Genomic DNA, 19,931 nt, shown 5'->3' with positions numbered 1-19,931 from the left:
CACGCCTCGCGGCGCCACCGCGCGACACCAAACGAACAGAGGTCAATACATGTCGATTCTGATCAACAAAGACACCAAGGTCATCACGCAGGGCATCACCGGCAAGACCGGTCAGTTCCACACGCGTGCTTGCCGTGAATACGCAAACGGCCGCGAAGCGTACGTCGCGGGCGTGAACCCGAAGCGCGCCGGCGAAGATTTCGAAGGCATTCCTATCTACGCTAGCGTCGCTGAAGCCAAGGCTGAAACGGGCGCGACCGTGTCGGTGATTTACGTTCCGCCGGCAGGCGCTGCTGCTGCAATCTGGGAAGCAGTCGAAGCCGACCTGGATCTCGCAATCTGTATCACGGAAGGCATCCCCGTCCGCGACATGATCGAGATCAAGGACCGTATGCGTCGCGAAAACCGCAAGACGCTGCTGCTCGGACCGAACTGCCCGGGCACGATCACGCCGGACGAACTGAAGATCGGCATCATGCCGGGTCACATCCACCGCAAGGGCCGCATCGGCGTCGTGTCGCGTTCGGGCACGCTGACGTATGAAGCAGTCGGCCAGCTGACCGCGATCGGCCTCGGCCAGTCGTCGGCAGTCGGTATCGGCGGCGACCCGATCAACGGTCTGAAGCACATCGACGTGATGAAGATGTTCAACGACGATCCGGATACGGACGCCGTCATCATGATCGGCGAGATCGGCGGTCCGGACGAAGCGAACGCTGCGCACTGGATCAAGGACAACATGAAGAAGCCGGTGGTCGGCTTCATCGCTGGCGTCACGGCGCCTCCGGGCAAGCGCATGGGCCACGCCGGCGCGCTGATCTCGGGCGGTGCTGACACCGCTGACGCGAAGCTGGAAATCATGGACGCATGCGGTATCAAGGTCACGAAGAACCCGTCGGAAATGGCGCGTCTTCTGAAGGCGATGCTGTAAAAACGAATTCGCGTGCCCCGCGCACGCGATTTTGATACGCTTACGAGGTCCTTTCGTGAGCGGGCGGTCCCGAAAAGCGGGGGAGTGCAGACTCCCCCGCTTTTTTTCGTCCCTACGGTTGGCCGTGGATGCGCCCGCTGCTGCGCTCGCCCCGACAGACTTTTTCCAAGCGTTTCTCATGCTCGAATTCTTCTCGACGCTCCATTGGGGCGCGGTGTTCCAGATCATCGTCATCGATATCCTGCTCGGCGGCGATAACGCGGTCGTGATCGCGCTCGCATGCCGCAATCTGCCGCCGCAGCAGCGCCTGCGCGGCGTGCTGTGGGGCACCGCCGGAGCGATCCTGTTGCGGGTGGTGCTGATCGCGTTCGCGGTCGCGCTGCTCGACGTGCCGTTCCTGAAATTCGCCGGCGGCATTCTGCTGCTGTGGATCGGCGTGCGTCTGCTCGCGCCGGCGCACGACGGGCATGACAACGTGAAGCCGGCCGACAAGCTGATTTCGGCGATCAAGACGATCATCGTCGCGGACGCGGTGATGAGCGTCGACAACGTGATCGCGATCGCCGGCGCGGCCGAGGCCGCCGAGCACGAGCACCGGCTGGCGCTGGTGATCTTCGGCCTCGTCGTCAGCATTCCGCTGATCGTGTGGGGCAGTCAGCTGATCCTGAAGCTGCTCGATCGCTTCCCGGTCGTCGTGCTGTTCGGCGCGGCGCTGCTCGGCTGGATCGCCGGCGGGCTGATGGTCAACGACCCGGCGGGCGATCGCTGGCCGGTCCTCGACTCGCCGGTCGCCGAGTATGGGATGAGTGTCGCGGGGGCGTTGTTCGTGGTGCTCGTTGGGTATCTGCTCAAGCGGCGGAATGCGCGACGCGCGGCGGTTTGATCGCGCGCCGGCGCCTATCGATTCCACGCCTACCTCGTAACGCCACCCGAGCACAAGCCTGGCCATCCGGCCGACTGTGCCGCGCGAGCCTCGCTCGCTACGATTAAAACGCCTGTTCCCGATCCGCGGGGCAGGCGTTTTTCGTATCAGGAGGCTGCCGATGATCGTGACCCTGCCGTATTCCCCTTACTCCCAATCGAAGCATTCGCCGCGCCACGCATGGTGGCGCGCCGGCTGGCAAAGGCGCCTGTTGCGCGTGTGCCGCCGCTGCGGCGTCGGCTTCACGCTGATCGAACTGATGATCGTGCTAGCGATCGTCGGCGTGATCGCCGCCTATGCGATTCCCGCGTACCAGGACTATCTGGCGCGCAGCCGGGTCGGCGAAGGGCTGTCGCTGGCGGCCTCGGCGCGGCTTGCGGTGGCCGAAAACGCCGCGAGCGGCAATGCGTTCGGCGGCGGTTACACATCGCCGCCGGCCACCCGCAATGTCGAGTCGATCCTGATCGACGAAGACACCGGGCAGATCACCGTGACCTACACGACGCGCGTCGCGCAGGCGGGGGCGAACACGTTGGCGCTGGTGCCGTCGGTGCCGGACAGCGCGGACGCGCCGACTGCGCGCGTTGCGTTGGCCCGGGACGCGGTGCTCAGCGGCGCGCTGACGTGGGAATGCTTCGTGAGCGGCAAGAGCGCGTCGTCGCTGCCTGCGCCAGGCGCGGGACCCGCACCCGCGGAAGCGCCGACGCTCGCGGCCAATCTGGCGCCGCCCGAATGCCGTTCGTAAGTCGACGAACGGGCCGGCGTAACGCGCAAGAAACTGCCGCGCAATAGGCGGCACAGCGGGGGACTCAACGACGCGAAGCCGCCACCTAATAGGCTGATTTTTCGTCTATTTCGGCCGGGCCGGCGCACAGCGCAAGGAATTTTTTGTATAGTGCGCCGGTTGGTGCGACACGCACGCTCGTGTCCGGGTAGCCCCAACGTAAGGGGCATCGACTAGCGGCAAAGGAGGCGTCAGTATGAGCCTAACCGGTCGCGAAGATATCACGTGGAGCATCGGGAAGGGGCGCGAGTCCTTCGACGCAACTGCTCAGAAGCGGGGTATCTCTGTTAGCGAAGCGAGAGCCGGTAGAGGTTTGCTGGGTCTCGTTCATACGAGTCTCGGTAGAGCATATTCTCCGAGAGCTCGCATTGCATTGACCTGATTACCGTCAGGTTCCGCCCCGTCAGCGGCTTCATCTCCGCCGACAGGGTGGAGTGATGTATGCAATTCCTGCGCCGTCAGCGGCAATGGATTCGCGAACCGATACGAGCGAAAGCTCGGTGTGTCATTGTTTGGCCTCGTCAGTTGGACGGCGAGGAAAGTGAACCTGCTGTACGACCAGCAGTAGCCTAGGAAGACATGCGTCACTGGCAACGGTGGGGTATGAAGCTCTTCTGACAATGTAGCCCTCGGATGTTTCGGGCAGATCGAGTCCGCGAGGAGCGATCTGGATACTCCCAGCAGCATGGGGGTTGAGGAGCTAGGCTGGCTGATAGGGTTAACGTAAGTGAACTGCTGATAAACCTCGTAAGCACTGAGGAGCCAAAGCTGCTTGAACATTGGGCTCTAACCAAAAGGTACGTGGCTGGTTAATTCGCTCAACCGTCGGATTACGTCGTCACTTAGCCACCGGGGAAGAGGCGGAACCTACGTCAGTCGTGTGACATGCCGGGAACGTGGTAAGCCTGTATGGTTGCCAGCGCAGTCAGGCTGGCAAGCGAACCGCAAGGGACGCTGTTGATTGTGCAGGTATGGGAGGACGGAAAAAGCGAAGGTCGGGCTGTAACGGTCCGGATAGGGGTTGGAACATCACCCTACGCGAAAGCGGGCAGACTTCCGTCTGGTCTACCGTCGCAAGACGGCTGACTACCCTCTGTAACTTGGTTAGATGCGGGCGCATGCGCCCGTATTGAGGAGTTTGTCCGAGATATGAGTGCATGCGCTCATATTGAGGTGTCTGTTGTTCCCCAGCGGGGTGTGTCTTCCCCGCTGGGGGAGATGCGCCTTCTGCCGGGGATCTAATCCAAGGTAGGAGAGCAGCATGAAAGTATCTGGTCAGAAGACTGGATCTGCGCTTTCCCACGCGCCGGACAACTGGCACGCCGTCGATTGGCGTCGAGTTGAGCGGAACGTGAGAGGGATGCAGATTCGAATTGCGAAGGCGACGCGGGAAGGTAACTGGCGCAGGGTGAAAGCCTTGCAACGGATGCTGACCCGCACGTTGTCCGCAAAGCTGTATGCGGTGCGACGTGTTACGCAGAACCAGGGTGCGCGAACGGCTGGAGTCGATCGCGAGCTATGGGACTCGCCTGAAAGCCGATGGCTTGCTGTCGGCAGGTTGAAGCGGCATGGATATAAGCCTCTGCCTTTACGGAGGGTCTTTATCCCCAAAGCCAATGGGAAGGAGCGCCCTCTGGGCATTCCGACCATGCGGGACAGGGCGATGCAAGCCCTGTATCTGCTGGGCTTGGAGCCGGTAGCAGAGTCGACGAGTGACCCGAACTCCTATGGGTTCAGGCTCAACCGTTCGACAGCTGATGCCATGTCTCAAATTTTCGTTGTCATGGCCCGTCGCAGTTCAGCGCAATGGGTACTTGAGGCGGATATCAAGGGATGCTTTGACCATATCAACCATAAGTGGCTGGAAAACCATGTCCCGATGGACAGCGTGATCCTCCGCAAATGGCTGAAGGCTGGCCTGATTTACAAAGGGCAGCTACAGGCGACGGCGGCCGGTACGCCGCAGGGAGGCATCATCTCCCCGACGCTGGCAAACGTGACGTTGAACGGGCTGGAACGTGAACTGATTGCGCACCTTGGTGCGAAATTTGGGATCGGGAAAGCGAAGAAGCTGAAAGTAAATGTGGTGCGATACGCGGACGACTTCGTTATCACCAGCGACTCGAAAGAGATGCTGGAACGCGAAGTCCGGCCTTGGATAGAAGCCTTCCTTGAAGTACGGGGACTGCAACTATCGGAGGAGAAGACCCGTATCGTTCACATTGACGAAGGCTTTGATTTCCTTGGGTGGAATTTCCGTAAGTATTCGGGGACGCTGCTCATCAAGCCGAGCAGGAAGAACGTGCAGACGTTCTACCGCAAGGTGGCGGATACGATCAGCGGTCACAAGGCGGTAAAGCAGGAGGAGTTGATCCGATTGCTGAATCCGATGCTACGAGGCTGGGCGCAATATCACAGCCCCGTGGTTGCCAAGCAGGCATATAGCCGTATGGAGTCGTTGGTGTTTTATCGACTCTGGCGGTGGTCGAAACGGAGGCATCCACACAAGAGCGCCGAGTGGGTGAGACGGAAGTACTTTCACTCGATTGGTAATCGGCATTGGGTGTTCGCCGTTCCCGTAGTTCAAGAGGACGGCAGCAAGGGTTTGCTTGAGTTGTACCAGATCAGCGGTACGGACATCAGGCGCCACAGGAAGGTCAAAGGGGAGTTCAATCCATTTGATCCATTGTGGGAGCAGTACAGCGAGCAATTGCGGCAAGATCGCATGGAGTACTCGATGCGCTATCGCAAGCAATGGGTGGCGCTGTACAAGTCACAGGGCGGATTGTGCGCGCACTGTGGCTGGGCTCTGACGAACGAGACCAGTTGGCACGACCATCATTTGGAATATCGGATGCATGGTGGGACCGACGCTCTGTCCAACAGGGTTTTGCTACACCCCGACTGCCACCGGCAGGTACACGTTGGTAAACTCGTGGTAACTAAGCCGGCTCCGTCGCTGCACTGACGGGGCTTTGTAAAAGAAATATGTAGGCTTGAGCCGTATGCGGGGAAACTCGCACGTACGGTTCTTAGGGGGCCCCTCTTCCGCAAGGAAGGGGGGCTACCCTACCTGACGCCCACCCGTTGATTCGATGCCCACCCCTTTCGCGCGTTACCTGTCTCTCGTTCTGCTGGCTCTCGCGTTGGTGCTGCCTTATGCGGTCGCAGCCCATACCTACCCGATCCCGACTTTCTACGCCGAGTTCACCACGCTCGCGCTGTATCTGCTGACCGGCGCCGCGGTCGTACTGCTGGTCGCGACCACGCGGCCGCGCGTGAGCTTCGCGTCGCCGACGGTCGCGCTGGTGCCGTTGCTGTTCGGTCTGCTGCTGGTCGTGCAGACGTTCTTGCTGCCGGTCGAGCAGCCGTCGATGAACTGGCTCGGCGCCGGGTTCCTGCTCGCCGCGTTCATGGCGGTGCACGCGGGCTACGGCTTCGCGCGCGTGAAGCTCGATGAAACCGCGTTGCGCTGGGCGGCTGGGGCGTTGATCGTCGGCGGTCTGTTCGCGGTGTTCAGCCAGGTGATCCAGCTGTTTCATCTCGAGACGCGGGTCGCGCCGCTAGTCGTCGCGTACAACATCACGATCGAGCGCCGGCCGTTCGGCAACATGGCGCAGGCGAACCACCTCGCGACCTATATCGCGTTCGCGATGGCGGGCGCGTTGTATCTCGTGCAAACGCGTCGTATCGCGCTGCCGATCTGGCTGCTGGTGTCGACGCTGTTCTCGGTGGGCCTCGCGCTGACCGTGTCGCGCGGGCCGTGGCTGCAGATGGGCGTGATCGTCGTCGCCGGCTTCTGGATGGCGTTTGCGCAGATGCGCAGCGACGCGCAACTGCGCCGCAGCAACCGCGAATGGCTGATTCCGATCGTGCTCGCGGTGCTGTTTTTCGTGGTCAACGCGCTGATCCGCTGGGCCAATGTGCACTACAACCTCGAGCTGGGGCAGTCGGCGGCCGAGCGTTTCAAGGACGCCGGCCAGATCGCGCCGCGTCTCGCGTTGTGGAAATACGGGCTGACGATGTTCAAGGCGCATCCGCTGATCGGCGTCGGCTGGGGCGAATTCCCGAACTATCAGTTCGAACTCGTGAAGCAACTTGGCGGCGTCGAAATCGCCAACAACTCGCACGACATCTTTATCGACCTGCTCGCGAAGACCGGTCTGATCGGTCTGGGCATCGTGCTGCTGGGTCTGATCGCGTGGCTCGTGCGGGTGGTGCGCGCGCCGCAGAGCGCGGCTCGCGTGTTCGGCATCGCGTTGATCGGCGTGCTGACGATGCATGCGCTGGTCGAGTATCCGCAGCAGTACATGTTCTTCCTGCTGCCGGCGATGTTCGTGTTCGGTCTGCTCGAAACGCGGCCCTTGCGGATGGTGCCGGCGAACGTGTCGCTCGGCGCGTTTGCGGTGGTCGTGTTCGGCGGGCTGGCATCGCTGTATCCGGTGTATCGCGACTATGCGCGCGCCGAGGTGCTGTATTACGGCTCGCGGCCGGCCGAGCAGTACGCCGCCGATCCGTCGTTCCTGTTCGGCGCGTGGGGCGACTACGGCCTCGCGACGCTGCAGCCGATGAATCCGCTGAACCTGCAACGCAAGCTCGCAATGCATCGCCGCGCGATCGCGCTGTTGCCGGGCGAAACGGTGCTGCGCCGTTACGCGGTGTTGCAGGCGTTGACCGGCGATACCGCGGCGGCGCTCGACACGGTCGAACGTCTGCGGATTTTTGCCGAGGAACTGAAGGACTGGCCGGCGCAGCTCGGTTACCTGTACCAACTGGTCGACGAGCAGAAGTCGCTCGCGGGCTTCAGGGAGGAGCTGGTCAAGCGTTACGGTACGCCGGCGGCCGGCACGGAGCAGTCGGACGACGAGGATAGCGACGACGAGTGAGCGTGGAAGGCTGGCCTTCGCCGCCAGCCCTCAACCCCGCATCAAAGCTCCGAATACTTCGTCGCCGTCCCTTTCGCCTTATCCACCGGATAGCGGACCTCGTTCAGCTTGAGCTTTTCCGCGGCCGCGTCGACGAGGTCGAAGCCCGCGGTATGCGCGACCAGCAGCAGATACATAAAGACGTCCGCGCATTCGTGGCGCAGGTTCGTGATCTGTTCCGGATCGCCTGGCATCGTGTCGATCTGCGCATCGGTCTTCCACTGAATCGTCTCCAGCAGCTCGCCGGCTTCGATGCCGGTCGAGACGATCAGATTGCGCAGCGTATGAAACTGCTTCCAGTCGCGCGCTTCGCGGAACGCCAGTAGCTGTTCGAGCAGTTCGTAGTGGGTCATATCGTTATCCTGAGCGTCACGGGATGGTTCGGGAGTCTGCGCTAATTCGGCGCAAATAGAACCGGCTCTCAACCCTGCGCGACCCAATCCCCCGACTTCCCCCCATGCTTCTCCATCACCTTCACATCGGTGATGACCATCCCGCGATCGACCGCCTTGCACATTCTGGTTTCCGTGCGTAGCCTTCCGCTGACGGTCTTACAAATCAACGACTTACTGTTTGCAAAGCGTTCGATCCTGTCCAAATTGGTTAATGAACTTCGACAGCGTTTGGACCAGACTTGGACAGTAATCTCGGACCATTCGCCGGACGCGAGTTTACGCGATTAGGTGAGTTTTGGGGTAATCGCAATCTTTTTACGAGGTTGACGCATTACCGTGAAGTGAAACGAACGAAGCAAGATGCGGCCTTTGAACCAGCCGCTCAACAACCGGGTTAAGCGCTTGGTGCATGATGCGGACGTTCGACGATCTCGGCGATGTTCGCGATGCTCCCTAGTTGTACTACCACTGCTTCGACCAGTTCATTCGGTACCAGCGGACGCCAAGCAAAACGCCATTCGTGTTGTGTGATGAAGCGTAGAGGTTTGGAGAAAACCGCCCCAAGCTCGCTGCGGCCACCATATGAGACCGGACCGTCGATCCCTATCCATGTTGGTAAGCGGGCACTTGCCGCAGCATGAAAGCGTTCACTAAATTCTTTCACGTCGTGAATAACGAGACATGCATCGGTTCCGGGGAAATCCTCAAAGAGCGCTTCGTCCCATCTGTCCGAAAAGCAAACGGTCAGGTAGTTTGATCCTACCTGCGACCGATAGATCACCTCGCCGCGTGGTTGGATTCGCAGTCCAGTAGCCGTCGTAATGGTTACATCGCTCGCAGGTGATTTGTGAATGCGAGTTAGCTCATCGTCGTTTCGTGCAAGATCATGTTCCTCATTCTTATAAGCACTCGCCGGGCGAAGGCGGAATTCCCCAAGATTGAGTGATCTATCCAGCCAGTATTTTTCTGAGTATCGATACAGCTTCGACGGTGACGTCACGTCAATCGTAATCACAGAATCCTCGCGAAATGATTCGATACGGACCAACCCATAATTAGGTAGCCGGGGCAAATGACGTGTGCTTGGCTTGGCGATCTCGCGAATTTCCCGGTGCCTTGTGTTGCCTGTCGTTGACCAGCAGTATGGCTAAAGAGACACGCTCGATCAATGGTAGCAGCGCTGCAATGGTGGTGCGACGGTATCGCGACAACACCGCTGCCGAAGGACCGGAGACTGTACAGATGGTCGCGCCCGCAACACTGTAGCGTCACTATAGGTCACACTGTCGCGAATGGTCGGGGCTACGGTTACGACAGTGATACTGTCAGGCATGTTGGGACTTGCTGCCGAAGGCTGGTCGGCCCGAGTTCTATCTGCCTGATAACCGGGACCTCGGGCGGCTCAATGCATGGGGTAGGAAAGCTGTCGCGTACACGTCCTTGTCGTCAAGCTATCTCGAACAACTGGCGTTGGCGCAACATCATGGCCTTGCGACGCGGCTTCTCGATTGGTCGATGAATCCGCTAGTCGCGTGCTATTTCGCCTGTTCCGATCATGCTGGCAAGGACGGCGCGGTCTGGATGTACGAGATGGATGACGCAATCATGACGGACGAGATCACCCGAGAGACGTTGAAGGAGCAGCGCGGCGTGTTCGGCTATCTTCCGAAGGCTGCCTTTCCGCGCGTCATCAACCAGAAAGGGCTGTTCACGGTTCACTGCGATGCGTCGCATAAGATTGATGTCAAGCAGTCTCGCTTTGGTAGTGAATTTACGAACTTGATGCAGCTTTACATTCCCGCGACGTTGAAGACCGAAATTCTGGACCTCTTGGCGGACTACGGCATCGATCGTTCGTGCCTGTTCCCTGATCTTGATGGCCTGTCGGTGTATGTCAACGCGGGCACGGCGAAGATGCAACGTGCCTAATATTGCAGAAATTCAGTGATCTAGGTATGTTCCTGACGAGTCATGCCAACGTAAAAATCAGGAAATATTCGGTCATGTACCGAATATTTCATTTTAATGTGCAAATGTCTTGTGGATGCATGACTAAGTAGATAATTATCACGATCACTGAAAGGATGGAGGCAATGAAGCTTAGTGGCAACTTGTCGCGCCAAAGCTTAAATTGCTTTTGCTCATCGATCCAATCTATCTGGTGCTGCCAGAAAAACTTGTAATGCGCGTACCAGTCGCTGAATGCAATCTGCTTACTAATGCATGCACCAAAGTAAGCCTGTTCAATGGCCGACAATTGTTGCATATATTGTGTTAAATCCGTTTCGTTGCTGCCCTGTACGGTGCGATATAAGTTGCGCAAGCTATTGAATTGCTTCGTGAGTTCGATTCCGGCGGTTTCGTATGCCGATTTTTTTGAGTCGTAAAATGTAATATAAAGACCCACGATTCCGATAATGACAAACGTGGCCGACAAGAATTTTGTTGATAAGCCGTCGAAAATCAGGGCGTATATACCGAATGCCGTCGAAAGAAAGCCAATCCACCCGGGAGTTTTTTCGACTATGTCATACGTCGCGAAGTGCTTCTTTGCGCCAAATCCGACGTTATAGCCGGTTGTCGCGATATTTTTCAAAAGATTATCTTTTTGCACTCTATGTCTCAGTATGTGATCGGTACGTGAATCCTGTCCTTCGCAATCACAACGCCATTCTTAACGGCATAACATTCCACGATGTGATCACCGGAAAAATCTGTCGATTCACTGATTGACATCGCACCATTGTCTCGGCGGATTTGACCGCGAATGCAATCTCTTCTTACGGCTTCAGGTCCGCGATTTAAGACCTTCCAGTGGAGTTCAAACGAACCCGAAATGTTGTGGTCTGTGACGTAAAAGCGTAAATTCTTCTTAATTCTAAGCGGCATTGCTCTGCGAAGTAGTTCTCTCAACCGCGCTTCGCGGAAGCCGTTTTGTGAAACATCGCATTCGATTTTCAATGCATTGCGAATGTCTATCGGATATTGTTGTTCAATAAACTGCTCCGTGCTCCGTGCCGATTCAAGGGCAATATTGCGTGCTTCGCTTTTCTGAATGGTTTCGGCTGCCGGGAATGGTGTGCCAAATATTTTCCGCCATTTCTCGCACTGCTTTGCTTCGTCCGCTTCTGCTATGGCTTTCAACGACAGATCGTAGGCGAGCTTTGCCTTGCGCTGAAATTTATCCTTTACCTTCACTCGTTGACCGCTGCCAAGAGCAGCGAAATATTCTTGGTCGGGCAGTTCGGATAAAAACAGGAAGAAGTCACGACACAGCCAGTCGTAGTACAGATAGCTTTTTTCGTCGAAATCAGTGACGCCTTTTAAGAAATTGTGGGCTAGGGTGTCTATGAGTAAGCCGCCCATGCCAACACCATGCTTGTTCTTCCATGCGCGGGCCATCTTGCAAAGGCGTCGCAAGTTTTTGTTCTTTTGCTCGTCAAACTCTCTGATGGCTTTGATTTCTTCCCGAGGCTTGGTTATCTTCCAACTGCCGCCATCATAGGTGTCCGGGTATTTGAAGCTACCGTCGTTTTGCTCGAAGACAGGTTGAACTTCGACATGAAAATCCTTATACAAGACTCGGACGACAAGACGGTCAACAAATACATCGGTACGCGGGTAGCGAGCTTTGATTGCGTCCTTGGTGCGCGTCAGGAGACGAGACTGACCGCCCGTGCAGTTGTAGTCGTCCCACAAGGAACTTGGAACGACATAGAGCATATCTAAATCTGAGATGCCGCGAATCGCAGTCCACCGGCCATAAGACCCGACTTGCAGGTTATTACTGGTCTTGGACTCTAAGTCCCGGAACTCGCTATTCAGCGCACCCGTGATTTCTCCGTAGCGCAACGCTATCTGATCGGCATTATCTACGGCAAGATTCGAAAGAAATCCCCGAAAGATGTCAGCGGTACTCAACCCCTGCCCCTTGTTCTTAATGCCGCAACGCGGCTTGTGTCATAAAAGCACACGCCACTGCTTCTTAGCGTGTGTGGCATCATGTGTGACGTTCGGCAGTTTGAAAGACCGCATTGCTCCTGCGCATCCTTCGGAAACCGGTACACCCCTATGCTTCTTTGAGAATCGCTGACGCTGCGGCGATCTCATCTTGGAAGGCCGGACGCAATCTCATTTCTTCGATATTATCGAATCTGATTAACCGCTTTTCTAGCGTTGCTTGCATTCTCAGCTCTGTATGGATAAACAGCCTGTGCAAGCATACACCCATACTCACTAGTTTCCCAAGGGTGTACCGAAAACGTGTTGAAGAGGTCTGGTTGTTGATCGTGTTGTAGGGATTCAGCGGATCGGCGTCGTGGTCAGTGGATGACCGGGTGTTCTCGCACCTGTTCGTGATTTCCTTCGATGGTGTCGTGTTGCTGGACTATGCGATGAACCGCGCGCACGTGCTATCTGGAAAGCGACAGACCTGACGAGGTGCGCCCTGTATTTCCAGAAAGGTGTGCGGGCAGCACTATGTCGCTGCCGCCGTGAACCCGTCTCAACCTAGCTTTCGCGCCAACTCGGTTGCCGACGGATGATAGTACCGCTTCAACATCGCCAAGCTGCGGTGGCCCGAGACAGTGGCCAGTTCGATGACGTTCGGCAGCTTCTGGGCCAATCGTGTGATGGCCGTATGCCGTAGGTCGTGCCAGTGGAAGTCGGGATCCCCGCACGCTTGCCCGCTTTCCTGAATGCCGCGTGCAACGTTATACGCTTGACCGGGATGACCCGACCATCAATAGATCGTGGAAGCGCAGCCAAGATGCCGACAGCTTTCGTGGACAACGGAACTGTCCGCGCCATCCCGTTCTTGGTCATGGGTAAGTGTGCAGTCTGGGCTTCGAGGTTGACGTTCAACCATCGAAGTTCGACCAGTTCGCCGCGTCGCATGCCCGTCTCCAAGCTCAGAACGGTTGCCTGAAGCAGCCACACGTTGGTTCGACCAGTCGGGGCCAGTGCCGGGAGAAGCCGTGCCTCTTCCTCTGACGTGAGTATCCGATCCCGGCCTTGGGGCGTGGGCGGCTTTCGGATCAGCTCGACGGGATTGGTGATGTTGATGTCCCATTCACGGCGGGCGTGGTTGATGATGGAAGACAGGAACGCCAGTTCTCGAATCACCGTGGCGGGCTTCACTTCCTTCAGTCGCTCATCACGGTAGGCCGCTACAACCCTTGGTGTTAGTGCCGCCATGCTGAGTTTTGCCAGTGTCTTGCGACAGGTGGCACGTAGCCGAATTATTGCGTCAGCGCCACTTCGTTGCGTCGGACATACGTCAGTGATGTAGCGGTTGATGATGTCTTCGGGCGTGTTCGCTTCGGCTTCACTGCGACTGATGAAGCTGCCACGATCCATCTCGGTTTCGACGGAGCGCGCCCATCGTTCCGCGTCAGCGCGGATGTTGAACGACTTGGTTTCAGGCGGGTATCCCGCACGGCACACATGTGCTTGCCACTTGCTACCTCTCTTTCGAATCGATGCCATTCCTGTCTCCGACTTGGACAGAATTTGGACAAGATCGAACTTTCGTATGCTAGAAGTCAGATTTGTAGTGATTTCGTCGGGTGGTCGAGAGATGGCGATGATAGGTGGAGCGTCAAGCTAAGACTTAAGAAACAATGTCTTAGCTCCCCGCGACCCAATCCCCCGACTTCCCTCCATGCTTCTCCATCACCTTCACATCGGTGATGACCATCCCGCGATCGACCGCCTTGCACATGTCGTACACGGTCAGCAGTCCGATCTGCACCGCGGTCAGCGCCTCCATCTCCACGCCGGTCCGCCCGAGTGTTTCCACCTGCACCGTACAGTGCACGCCGGGCAGCGCGTCATCGAGTTCGAAATCGACTTTCACGCGCGTGAGCGCGAGCGGATGGCACAGCGGAATCAGATCGGCGGTGCGCTTCGAAGCCTGGATCGCCGCGATCCGCGCGATGCCGATCACGTCGCCCTTTTTGGCGTTGCCGTCGCGGATCAGCGCGAACGTGTCGGGCAGCATCCGGATCGAACCGCGCGCGACCGCGATGCGCTTGGTCTCCTGCTTGCCGCCGACGTCCACCATATGCGCGTGGCCGGTCGCATCGAAATGAGTGAGTTCTGGCATGGTTGGCTCCTTCAGAGGGCGCCTATCATAGCAGTGCGTTAGCGCCGCTATGGTGGTCGTGCGATAGCCGCGCGGCGTCGCGTCGGCAAAGCGCTCGCCGACGTTTTGCCACGCTTTCGCCGCAGCCTCGCGACAGCCCGCACGCCGCTTCCGAACCGCCACGACGACTGGCTACAATTGCCGTCAGCTGTACCCGAGCTTCGCCCGCTGCATCTCCCGCGACGCCCATGTCCGCTATGTTAGTCCGGCCGGCACGCGGCGTTTTTCGACTTCGTCAGACTGGCCCCGTGATGCTTGCAAAACGGTTTCTCGCTGCGTTGTTGTCCGTCGCGCTGATGGCGCCGCCGGGTGCGTTCGCGCAAGCGGGAAGCGTGACCGGATTCGGGCCGAACCTGCCGTCCGCCGAGTCGCCGCTGGTCAGCGGCCCGGCCGACAGCTACGCCGATCCGGTGCTGCCACCCGACATCGCGCGCGGCGTGTTCGGCACCTACGGCGGCGCGCAAAGCCGCTTCTCGACCGGCGGCGGTGGTGCCGGCAGCCACACCGGCGACGGCTGGCGCGCGCCGATCGCCGCGCAGCAATTGCCCGATCTCGGCAGTGGCGGTTCCGGTTCGCTGACGCCCCAGGCCGAACGCAAGCTCGGCGAACGCGTGATGCGCGAAGTGCGGCGCGACCCCGACTATCTCGACGACTGGCTGGTGCGCGACTACCTCAATTCGGTGGCCGGCAAGCTCGCGGCGGCGGCCAGCGCGCTGTATATCGGCGGCTATCGTCCGGACTTCGACCTGTTCGCGGTCCGCGACGCGCAGATCAACGCGTTCTCGCTGCCGGGCGGCTTCATCGGCGTGAACACCGGCCTGATCGCGGCGACGCAGACCGAGTCCGAACTCGCGTCGGTGCTCGGCCACGAGATGGGCCACGTGTTGCAGCGGCACATCTCGCGGATGATCTCGACCGGCGAGCGCAGCGGCTACGCGGCGCTGCTCGGCATGCTGTTCGGCGTGCTGGCGGGGGGGCTCGCGCACAGCGGCGACCTGGGCGGCGCGATCGCGATCGGCAGCCAGGCGTACGCGGTCGACAGCCAGTTGCGCTTCTCGCGCTCGGCCGAGCAGGAGGCGGACCGCGTCGGCTTTCTGCTGCTCGCGGGCGCAGGCTACGACCCGTATGCGATGTCGTCGTTCTTCGGCCGGCTCGATCGCGCGGCGATGAACGACAACGGCATTCCCGCATATGCGCGCTCCCATCCGCTGACCGGCGACCGGATCGCCGACATGGACGATCGCGCGCGTCGCGCGCCGTATCGCCAGCCGCATCAGGACCCCGAATACGGTTTCGTGCGGGCCCGCGCGCGGCTATTGCAGGACCACGCGCGCAACGAATACGCGGACGAGATTTCGCGGCTGCGCGCGGAAATCGACGAGCGCACCGCGCTGAACGTCGCGGCGAACTGGTACGGGATCGCGTATGGGCAGATGCTGCTGGACCGTTACGACGACGCGGTGGCCTCGCTGGCAACGGCGCGCGCGGCGTTCGCGGCGGGCGCGCGCGACGCCGGCGAGCCTGAGCGCAGTGCGCCGAGCCTCGACGTGCTGGCGGCCGACATCGCCCGCCGCGCCGGTCACGACGACGACGCGGCACGGCTCGCCGCGCTCGCTCAGAAGCGCTGGCCGGACTCGAACGCGGCGATCGACATGCACATCCGCACGCTGCTGACGCTGCACCGTTTCGCCGATGCGCAGGCGCTCGCGAAACAGGAGACCCGCGCGCATCCGGATCAGCCCGCGTGGTGGCTGTATCTCGCGCAGGCGAGCGCGGGCAGCGGCGACGTGTTGATGCAGCATCGGGCGATGGCGGAGAAGTTCGCGCTCGACGGCGCGTGGCCGTCGGCGATCCGCCAATTGAAGGACGCGCGCGATCTGAAGACGATCGGCTATTACGATCTCGCGACCGTCGATGCGCGTCTGCACGAAATGGAGAGCCGCTACAAGGAAGAGCGGCTGGACGAGAAAGGTTAGCGGAGCTGATGGAAGCTGAAGGGGCGGCCGCGCGCGTCGGGCCTACGCTTGCACTTACGTCGCCGCCGCTGCCGCCGGACTCGCGATAAACCCGAACCGCGCGGCCACCTCGTCACGCCGGATGCTTTGCAGCGGCAGCGAGGTTTGTGCATTCCAGTGGAATTCGCCGCTCATCGACCCATCGTCGGCAAGCGTCGCGTGATCGGCGAACAGTTCGAGATCGTGATCGTGCAGCACCGCGATGCGCGCCGGCTGCGCGTGGTCGGCGAACAGAATCCCGCCGTCTTCATCGACGAACACCGCCGCCGGCTCGAATCCGCCGCCGCCCTGGTCGTGCAGCGCGAGCGCGCCGCCGGCATCGACCGATAGCCTGACGACCCACGGCGTATAGCCAAGCTCGACATACACCCGCTGCGGCCCGTTCTGAAAAAACCACTGCCCGCGTTCATCGACCTCGTAATTGCGGTTGATGAAGCCCAGCAGCGCGTCGTGCCGGATCGCCGTGCCCGCCGCGCCGCTCGCCTGGGCCGCTTCGTCGCGCATGCGCCAGTTGCCGCGCCGATCGAGCATCAGCCAGCCGGTGCAGCTCGGCACGTTGGGCCATTTGGCCAGCGACTGCCTGACGATGTCATCCATGATCGACGTGACGCTCCAGGTAACTGAACACGCGCCGCGACAGCCAGTCGATGCGGCCCGGAAACGGTCCGGTCATGAAGCCCGCGTGGCCGCCGTGCTCGGGTTGATACAGCTCGACCGCCTTCGACACCTCGCGCGGCGACGGCAGCGCCGTGGCCGGCAGGAACGGGTCGTTGCGCGCATTGAGCACCAGCGTCGGCACCTCGATGTGCGGCAGCAGCGGGCGGGTGGTCGCGCTGCTCCAGTAGTGGTCGGTATCGCGAAAGCCGTGCAGCGGCGCGGTCACGACGTTGTCGAACTCGTACATCGTGCGGCTCGCGAGCATCGCGTCGCGGTCGAACAGGCCGGGGAACTGCTCGAGCTTCTGGCTGGCCTTCTGTTTGAGGGTCTTCAGGAAGCTGCGCGTGTAGACGAGACCGAAGCCCTGCGACAGCGCGCGCCCGCCCGCGTGCACGTCGATCGGCGTCGAAATCGCCGCGGCCGCGGCGACGACCGGCACCGCATCCTCGCGCCGCTCGCCGAGCCAGCGCAGCAGCACATTGCCGCCGAGCGACACGCCGGCCGCGACCACCGGCCCGCGATGCGCGGCCGCGAGACGGCGCAGGATCCAGTCGACCTCGTTGCTGTCGGCCAGATGATAGAAGCGCGGCAGCCGGTTCAGCGAACCGCTGCAACTGCGAAAGTGCGGCACCACGCCGTGCCAGCCGTACTGGCGCGCGGCTTCCATCAGCGCGGCCGCGTAGTGCGAGCCGGAGCTGCCTTCGAGTCCATGAAACAGGACGAACAGCGGCGCGGTGGCGGCGGGCGCGGCTTCGTGCGCGACCCAGTCGAGATCGATGAAATCGCCGTCCGGCGTGTCCCAGCGCTCGCGCCGGAACGGCACCGCGGGGCGGCGTGCGAACAGCGACGGGACGATGGTCTGCGCATGCCGGTTCGGCAGCCACAGCGGCGCGCGGTACAGCAGTTCGACGCTCGCCTCGACGGCCGCCGCGACGCGGGCGGTGGGGGAGGTGGATTGATCTGGCGTCGAACTCATACCGGCTGAAAAACCAACAAACGTGAAATTGAAACGGCGGCGCCGCGTGTCAGTGCAGCGGCCCCTGGCCGTGCCGCATCCGGGTCGCGAACTGGCTCGCGGTCTCGTTCGGCATCGGGCTCGCGTGAATGTGCGCGATGCGCCACTCGCCGCGTTCGTGAACCATCACGTAGGTCGTGAAGACCATCGCGGGTATCGCGGCCGGATCGGCCGGGCGGTGCGCTTCGGCAATCGCGTAGACGACGGTGCCGAGGCTGTCGTAGACGCGGATGTCGAGCGGCTCGATCGACACCGGCTGCGCTTCGAGCTGGTTCTGCAAACCGGTGCGGATGTTCTCGAGGCCATGCAGATGCGAGCCGTCGGCGCAGATGCAGCTGACGAATTCCTCGTCGATCCACAAGCCCATCAAGCCGTCGATATTGACCTCGGCGACGGCCTGATAGTAGGCGTTCAGGGTATCGGCGGCGGCTTCGAAGATATGGGCAAAACGTGGCATGGCTCGTCAGTCTCGTGTGCGCGGCGCGCGGTTGCGGGTCAGCGTAGCGGGACGGTCCAGTGCTCCGGACCGTCGCTCCCGGGCGTCAGCTTGCGCGCGCGGCAAGGCGCGAACATGACGCGACGCGCTCGGGGGCGTGCGGTGTTGCTTACGAGTGCCGGCCGGCTCAGCGCTGCGCGAGCAGCATGCCGCGCAGATCGCCGAAAACCTGCTCGGCGCTCAACTGCTTCAGGCAGTTCAGATGGCCGAGCGGACACTCGCGCTCAAAACAGGGGCTGCATTCGAGATGGAGCCATTGTACCTTCGCGAGCTCGGACAAGGGCGGGGTGTGGCGCGGATCGGTCGAGCCGTACACGGCCACCAGCGGGCGGCGCAGCGCGGCGGCGACGTGCATCAGACCGGAGTCGTTGGTGACCACCGCGTTGGCCCGCGAGATCAGCGCGCAGGCCTCGCCGAGCGCGGTCTGGCCGCACAGATTGCGCACGTTCGGCGCCTTCTCGGCAATCGCCTGGGCGAGCGGCGCGTCCTTCGGCGAGCCGAGCGCGACGATCTGCGTGTACGGGAACGACTGGCCGACCATCTGCGCGAGCGACGCGAAATGCTCGGGCGGCCAGCGCTTGGCCGGACCGTATTCGGCGCCGGGGCAGAACACCAGCAGCGGCACCCGGGTGTCGAGATTGAAGCGCGCGGAGACCCGCGACGCTTCGTTCAGGTCCGTGTCGAGACGCGGCAGCGGCAGATCCTCGGGGACCTTCGCGCCGGGCGCGTAGGCGAGCGCCGCGTAATGGCCGACCATCGGCGGACGCTCGTCCTTGCGCGGATTCGCGTGGCGCACGTTGAGCACACCGTAGCGGCTCTCGCCGGTGTAGCCGATACGCAGCGGAATGCCCGCGAGCCACGGAATCAGCGCCGACTTGAACGAGTTCGGCAGCACATAGGCCGCGTCGTAGCCGACGTCGCGCAGATCGCTCGACAACTGCCAGCGGCGCAGCATCTGCAGCTTGCCGTGGGCGAGGTCGGTTGCGTAGACGTCGCGGATTTCCGGCATCCGTTCGAGCACGGGCGCGACCCAGCTGGGCGCGACCGCGTCGATGACGATGCGCGGATGCAATTTCACGAGGCGCGCAAACAGCGGCTGCGCCATCAATGCGTCACCGATCCAGTTCGGTGCGATAACCAACGCGCGACGCATCAGAGTGAGGTCCGGTGTCGAAACGAAGCGCCGCGCGCGGCGCGCGTGGCGTTCGGAGGGGTAAAAGGGGAAATGAGAGCCGTTGCGGCGCGTGACCGGTTGCCCGGACGCGCCGCGACGGCGGCACGGCTTCTAGTGGGACTGCGCTGTGCGAGTGCTCGAAGCAGCGGGTTTGGCTGGCGAGCCGCGCGCGCCGGTTGAACCTACGCGCGCGCTAGCCAAGCCGGCTCGCAGCCACTCGAGCCCCGGGCTCAATGGCCCTTGATCACTTCGCCGTCGCGCAGCTTGTAGCGCGTGCTGCAATACGGGCAGCGTGCTTCGCCGTGCGAGACGTCGATGAACACGCGCGGATGCGCGCTCCAGCGCGGCATGGCCGGGTTCGGGCAGTACGCCGGCAGATCTTTTGCCGTCAGTTCGACCAGCGGCATTTCCTTGATATCGCTCATGAGACTTTCTCGTTGTATGCAGGGTGCGGGCAGCGCGCCGCCACGCG

The 19,931-nt window shown here is 61.1% G+C and carries 17 protein-coding genes and 2 pseudogenes; 7 read left to right on the top strand and 12 right to left on the bottom strand.

The window, feature by feature from the left end:
• The first annotated feature begins 49 nt into the window (after positions 1-49).
• The 5 genes from sucD to BTH42_RS20245 all read left to right on the top strand — a co-directional run bounded on the left by sucD (position 50) and on the right by BTH42_RS20245 (position 7,523).
• Positions 50-931 carry a succinate--CoA ligase subunit alpha gene (gene sucD, locus BTH42_RS20270; RefSeq protein ID WP_075302688.1) on the top strand — a complete coding sequence of 294 codons (882 nt, stop codon included), beginning with the start codon at positions 50-52 and terminating at the stop codon, positions 929-931.
• Between the two features lie 178 nt (positions 932-1,109).
• Positions 1,110-1,814 carry a TerC family protein gene (locus BTH42_RS20265; RefSeq protein WP_075302686.1) on the top strand — a complete coding sequence of 235 codons (705 nt, stop codon included), beginning with the start codon at positions 1,110-1,112 and terminating at the stop codon, positions 1,812-1,814.
• 160 nt (positions 1,815-1,974) lie between these two features.
• On the top strand, positions 1,975-2,598 hold the full coding sequence (locus BTH42_RS20260) for a pilin (protein WP_075302684.1): 624 nt from the start codon (positions 1,975-1,977) through the stop codon (positions 2,596-2,598).
• A gap of 1,300 nt (positions 2,599-3,898) precedes the next feature.
• Positions 3,899-5,605 carry a group II intron reverse transcriptase/maturase gene (gene ltrA, locus BTH42_RS20250; RefSeq protein ID WP_075302682.1) on the top strand — a complete coding sequence of 569 codons (1,707 nt, stop codon included), beginning with the start codon at positions 3,899-3,901 and terminating at the stop codon, positions 5,603-5,605.
• Positions 5,606-5,732: 127 nt separating this feature from the next.
• A complete protein-coding gene (locus BTH42_RS20245; protein ID WP_075302680.1) occupies positions 5,733-7,523 on the top strand; it encodes a Wzy polymerase domain-containing protein in 1,791 nt (596 codons plus the stop codon).
• A 41-nt stretch (positions 7,524-7,564) separates the two neighbouring features.
• Here BTH42_RS20245 and BTH42_RS20240 read toward each other — a convergent pair whose 3' ends face one another.
• From BTH42_RS20240 to BTH42_RS34910, 3 genes and pseudogenes are all read right to left on the bottom strand, one after another.
• Positions 7,565-7,915 (bottom strand): nucleotide pyrophosphohydrolase, encoded by a 351-nt coding sequence (locus tag BTH42_RS20240; RefSeq protein WP_075302678.1) that lies wholly within the window; start codon positions 7,913-7,915, stop codon positions 7,565-7,567.
• Positions 7,916-7,983: 68 nt separating this feature from the next.
• Positions 7,984-8,097 (bottom strand): annotated as a pseudogene (gene moaC, locus BTH42_RS20235) (cyclic pyranopterin monophosphate synthase MoaC); the annotation flags it as partial.
• Positions 8,098-8,351: 254 nt separating this feature from the next.
• On the bottom strand, positions 8,352-8,972 hold the full coding sequence (locus BTH42_RS34910; RefSeq protein WP_143752139.1) for a hypothetical protein: 621 nt from the start codon (positions 8,970-8,972) through the stop codon (positions 8,352-8,354).
• A 326-nt stretch (positions 8,973-9,298) separates the two neighbouring features.
• Here BTH42_RS34910 and BTH42_RS20225 point away from each other — a divergent pair, with 326 nt between their 5' ends.
• Entirely contained in the window at positions 9,299-9,886 is a 588-nt protein-coding gene (locus BTH42_RS20225) for an FRG domain-containing protein (RefSeq protein WP_075302676.1), read from the top strand.
• 88 nt (positions 9,887-9,974) lie between these two features.
• On the opposite strand, the gene BTH42_RS20220 is transcribed toward BTH42_RS20225, so the two are convergent.
• The 4 genes and pseudogenes from BTH42_RS20220 to moaC (BTH42_RS20205) form a co-directional block, all read right to left on the bottom strand.
• Entirely contained in the window at positions 9,975-10,571 is a 597-nt protein-coding gene (locus tag BTH42_RS20220; protein ID WP_075302674.1) for an SLATT domain-containing protein, read from the bottom strand.
• Positions 10,572-10,579: 8 nt separating this feature from the next.
• Entirely contained in the window at positions 10,580-11,878 is a 1,299-nt protein-coding gene (locus tag BTH42_RS20215; RefSeq protein WP_075302672.1) for a nucleotidyltransferase, read from the bottom strand.
• Positions 11,879-12,461: 583 nt separating this feature from the next.
• A pseudogene (locus BTH42_RS36475) lies at positions 12,462-13,153 on the bottom strand (tyrosine-type recombinase/integrase).
• 430 nt (positions 13,154-13,583) lie between these two features.
• A complete protein-coding gene (gene moaC, locus BTH42_RS20205; RefSeq protein ID WP_075302670.1) occupies positions 13,584-14,063 on the bottom strand; it encodes a cyclic pyranopterin monophosphate synthase MoaC in 480 nt (159 codons plus the stop codon).
• A gap of 290 nt (positions 14,064-14,353) precedes the next feature.
• Here moaC (BTH42_RS20205) and BTH42_RS20200 point away from each other — a divergent pair, with 290 nt between their 5' ends.
• Entirely contained in the window at positions 14,354-16,078 is a 1,725-nt protein-coding gene (locus tag BTH42_RS20200; RefSeq protein WP_075302668.1) for a M48 family metalloprotease, read from the top strand.
• A gap of 54 nt (positions 16,079-16,132) precedes the next feature.
• Here the strand turns inward: BTH42_RS20200 and BTH42_RS20195 are convergent, their stop codons facing one another.
• The 5 genes from BTH42_RS20195 to BTH42_RS20175 form a co-directional block, all read right to left on the bottom strand.
• Positions 16,133-16,714, bottom strand: a complete 582-nt coding sequence (locus BTH42_RS20195) for a DUF2946 family protein (protein ID WP_075302666.1) — start codon at positions 16,712-16,714, stop codon at positions 16,133-16,135.
• The gene (locus tag BTH42_RS20190) at positions 16,707-17,750 is read right to left on the bottom strand and encodes a hydrolase (RefSeq protein ID WP_075302664.1); all 1,044 of its coding nucleotides are present in this window, start codon (positions 17,748-17,750) and stop codon (positions 16,707-16,709) included. The genes BTH42_RS20195 and BTH42_RS20190 overlap by 8 nt, the downstream gene beginning before the upstream one ends.
• 49 nt (positions 17,751-17,799) lie before the next feature.
• Complete coding sequence (locus BTH42_RS20185; protein WP_075302662.1) at positions 17,800-18,246, bottom strand: nuclear transport factor 2 family protein; 447 nt, start codon at positions 18,244-18,246, stop codon at positions 17,800-17,802.
• 166 nt (positions 18,247-18,412) lie between these two features.
• On the bottom strand, positions 18,413-19,438 hold the full coding sequence (gene waaF, locus BTH42_RS20180) for a lipopolysaccharide heptosyltransferase II (protein WP_075302660.1): 1,026 nt from the start codon (positions 19,436-19,438) through the stop codon (positions 18,413-18,415).
• Between the two features lie 251 nt (positions 19,439-19,689).
• On the bottom strand, positions 19,690-19,884 hold the full coding sequence (locus BTH42_RS20175) for a zinc-finger domain-containing protein (protein ID WP_006049970.1): 195 nt from the start codon (positions 19,882-19,884) through the stop codon (positions 19,690-19,692).
• Positions 19,885-19,931: the final 47 nt, after the last annotated feature.

The organism is Burkholderia sp. SRS-W-2-2016 (genome assembly GCF_001931485.1).
Lineage (GTDB): Bacteria > Pseudomonadota > Gammaproteobacteria > Burkholderiales > Burkholderiaceae > Paraburkholderia.
The sequence above is the reverse complement of the archived record's forward strand: the minus strand, read 5'-3'. Positions and strand labels throughout refer to the sequence as shown.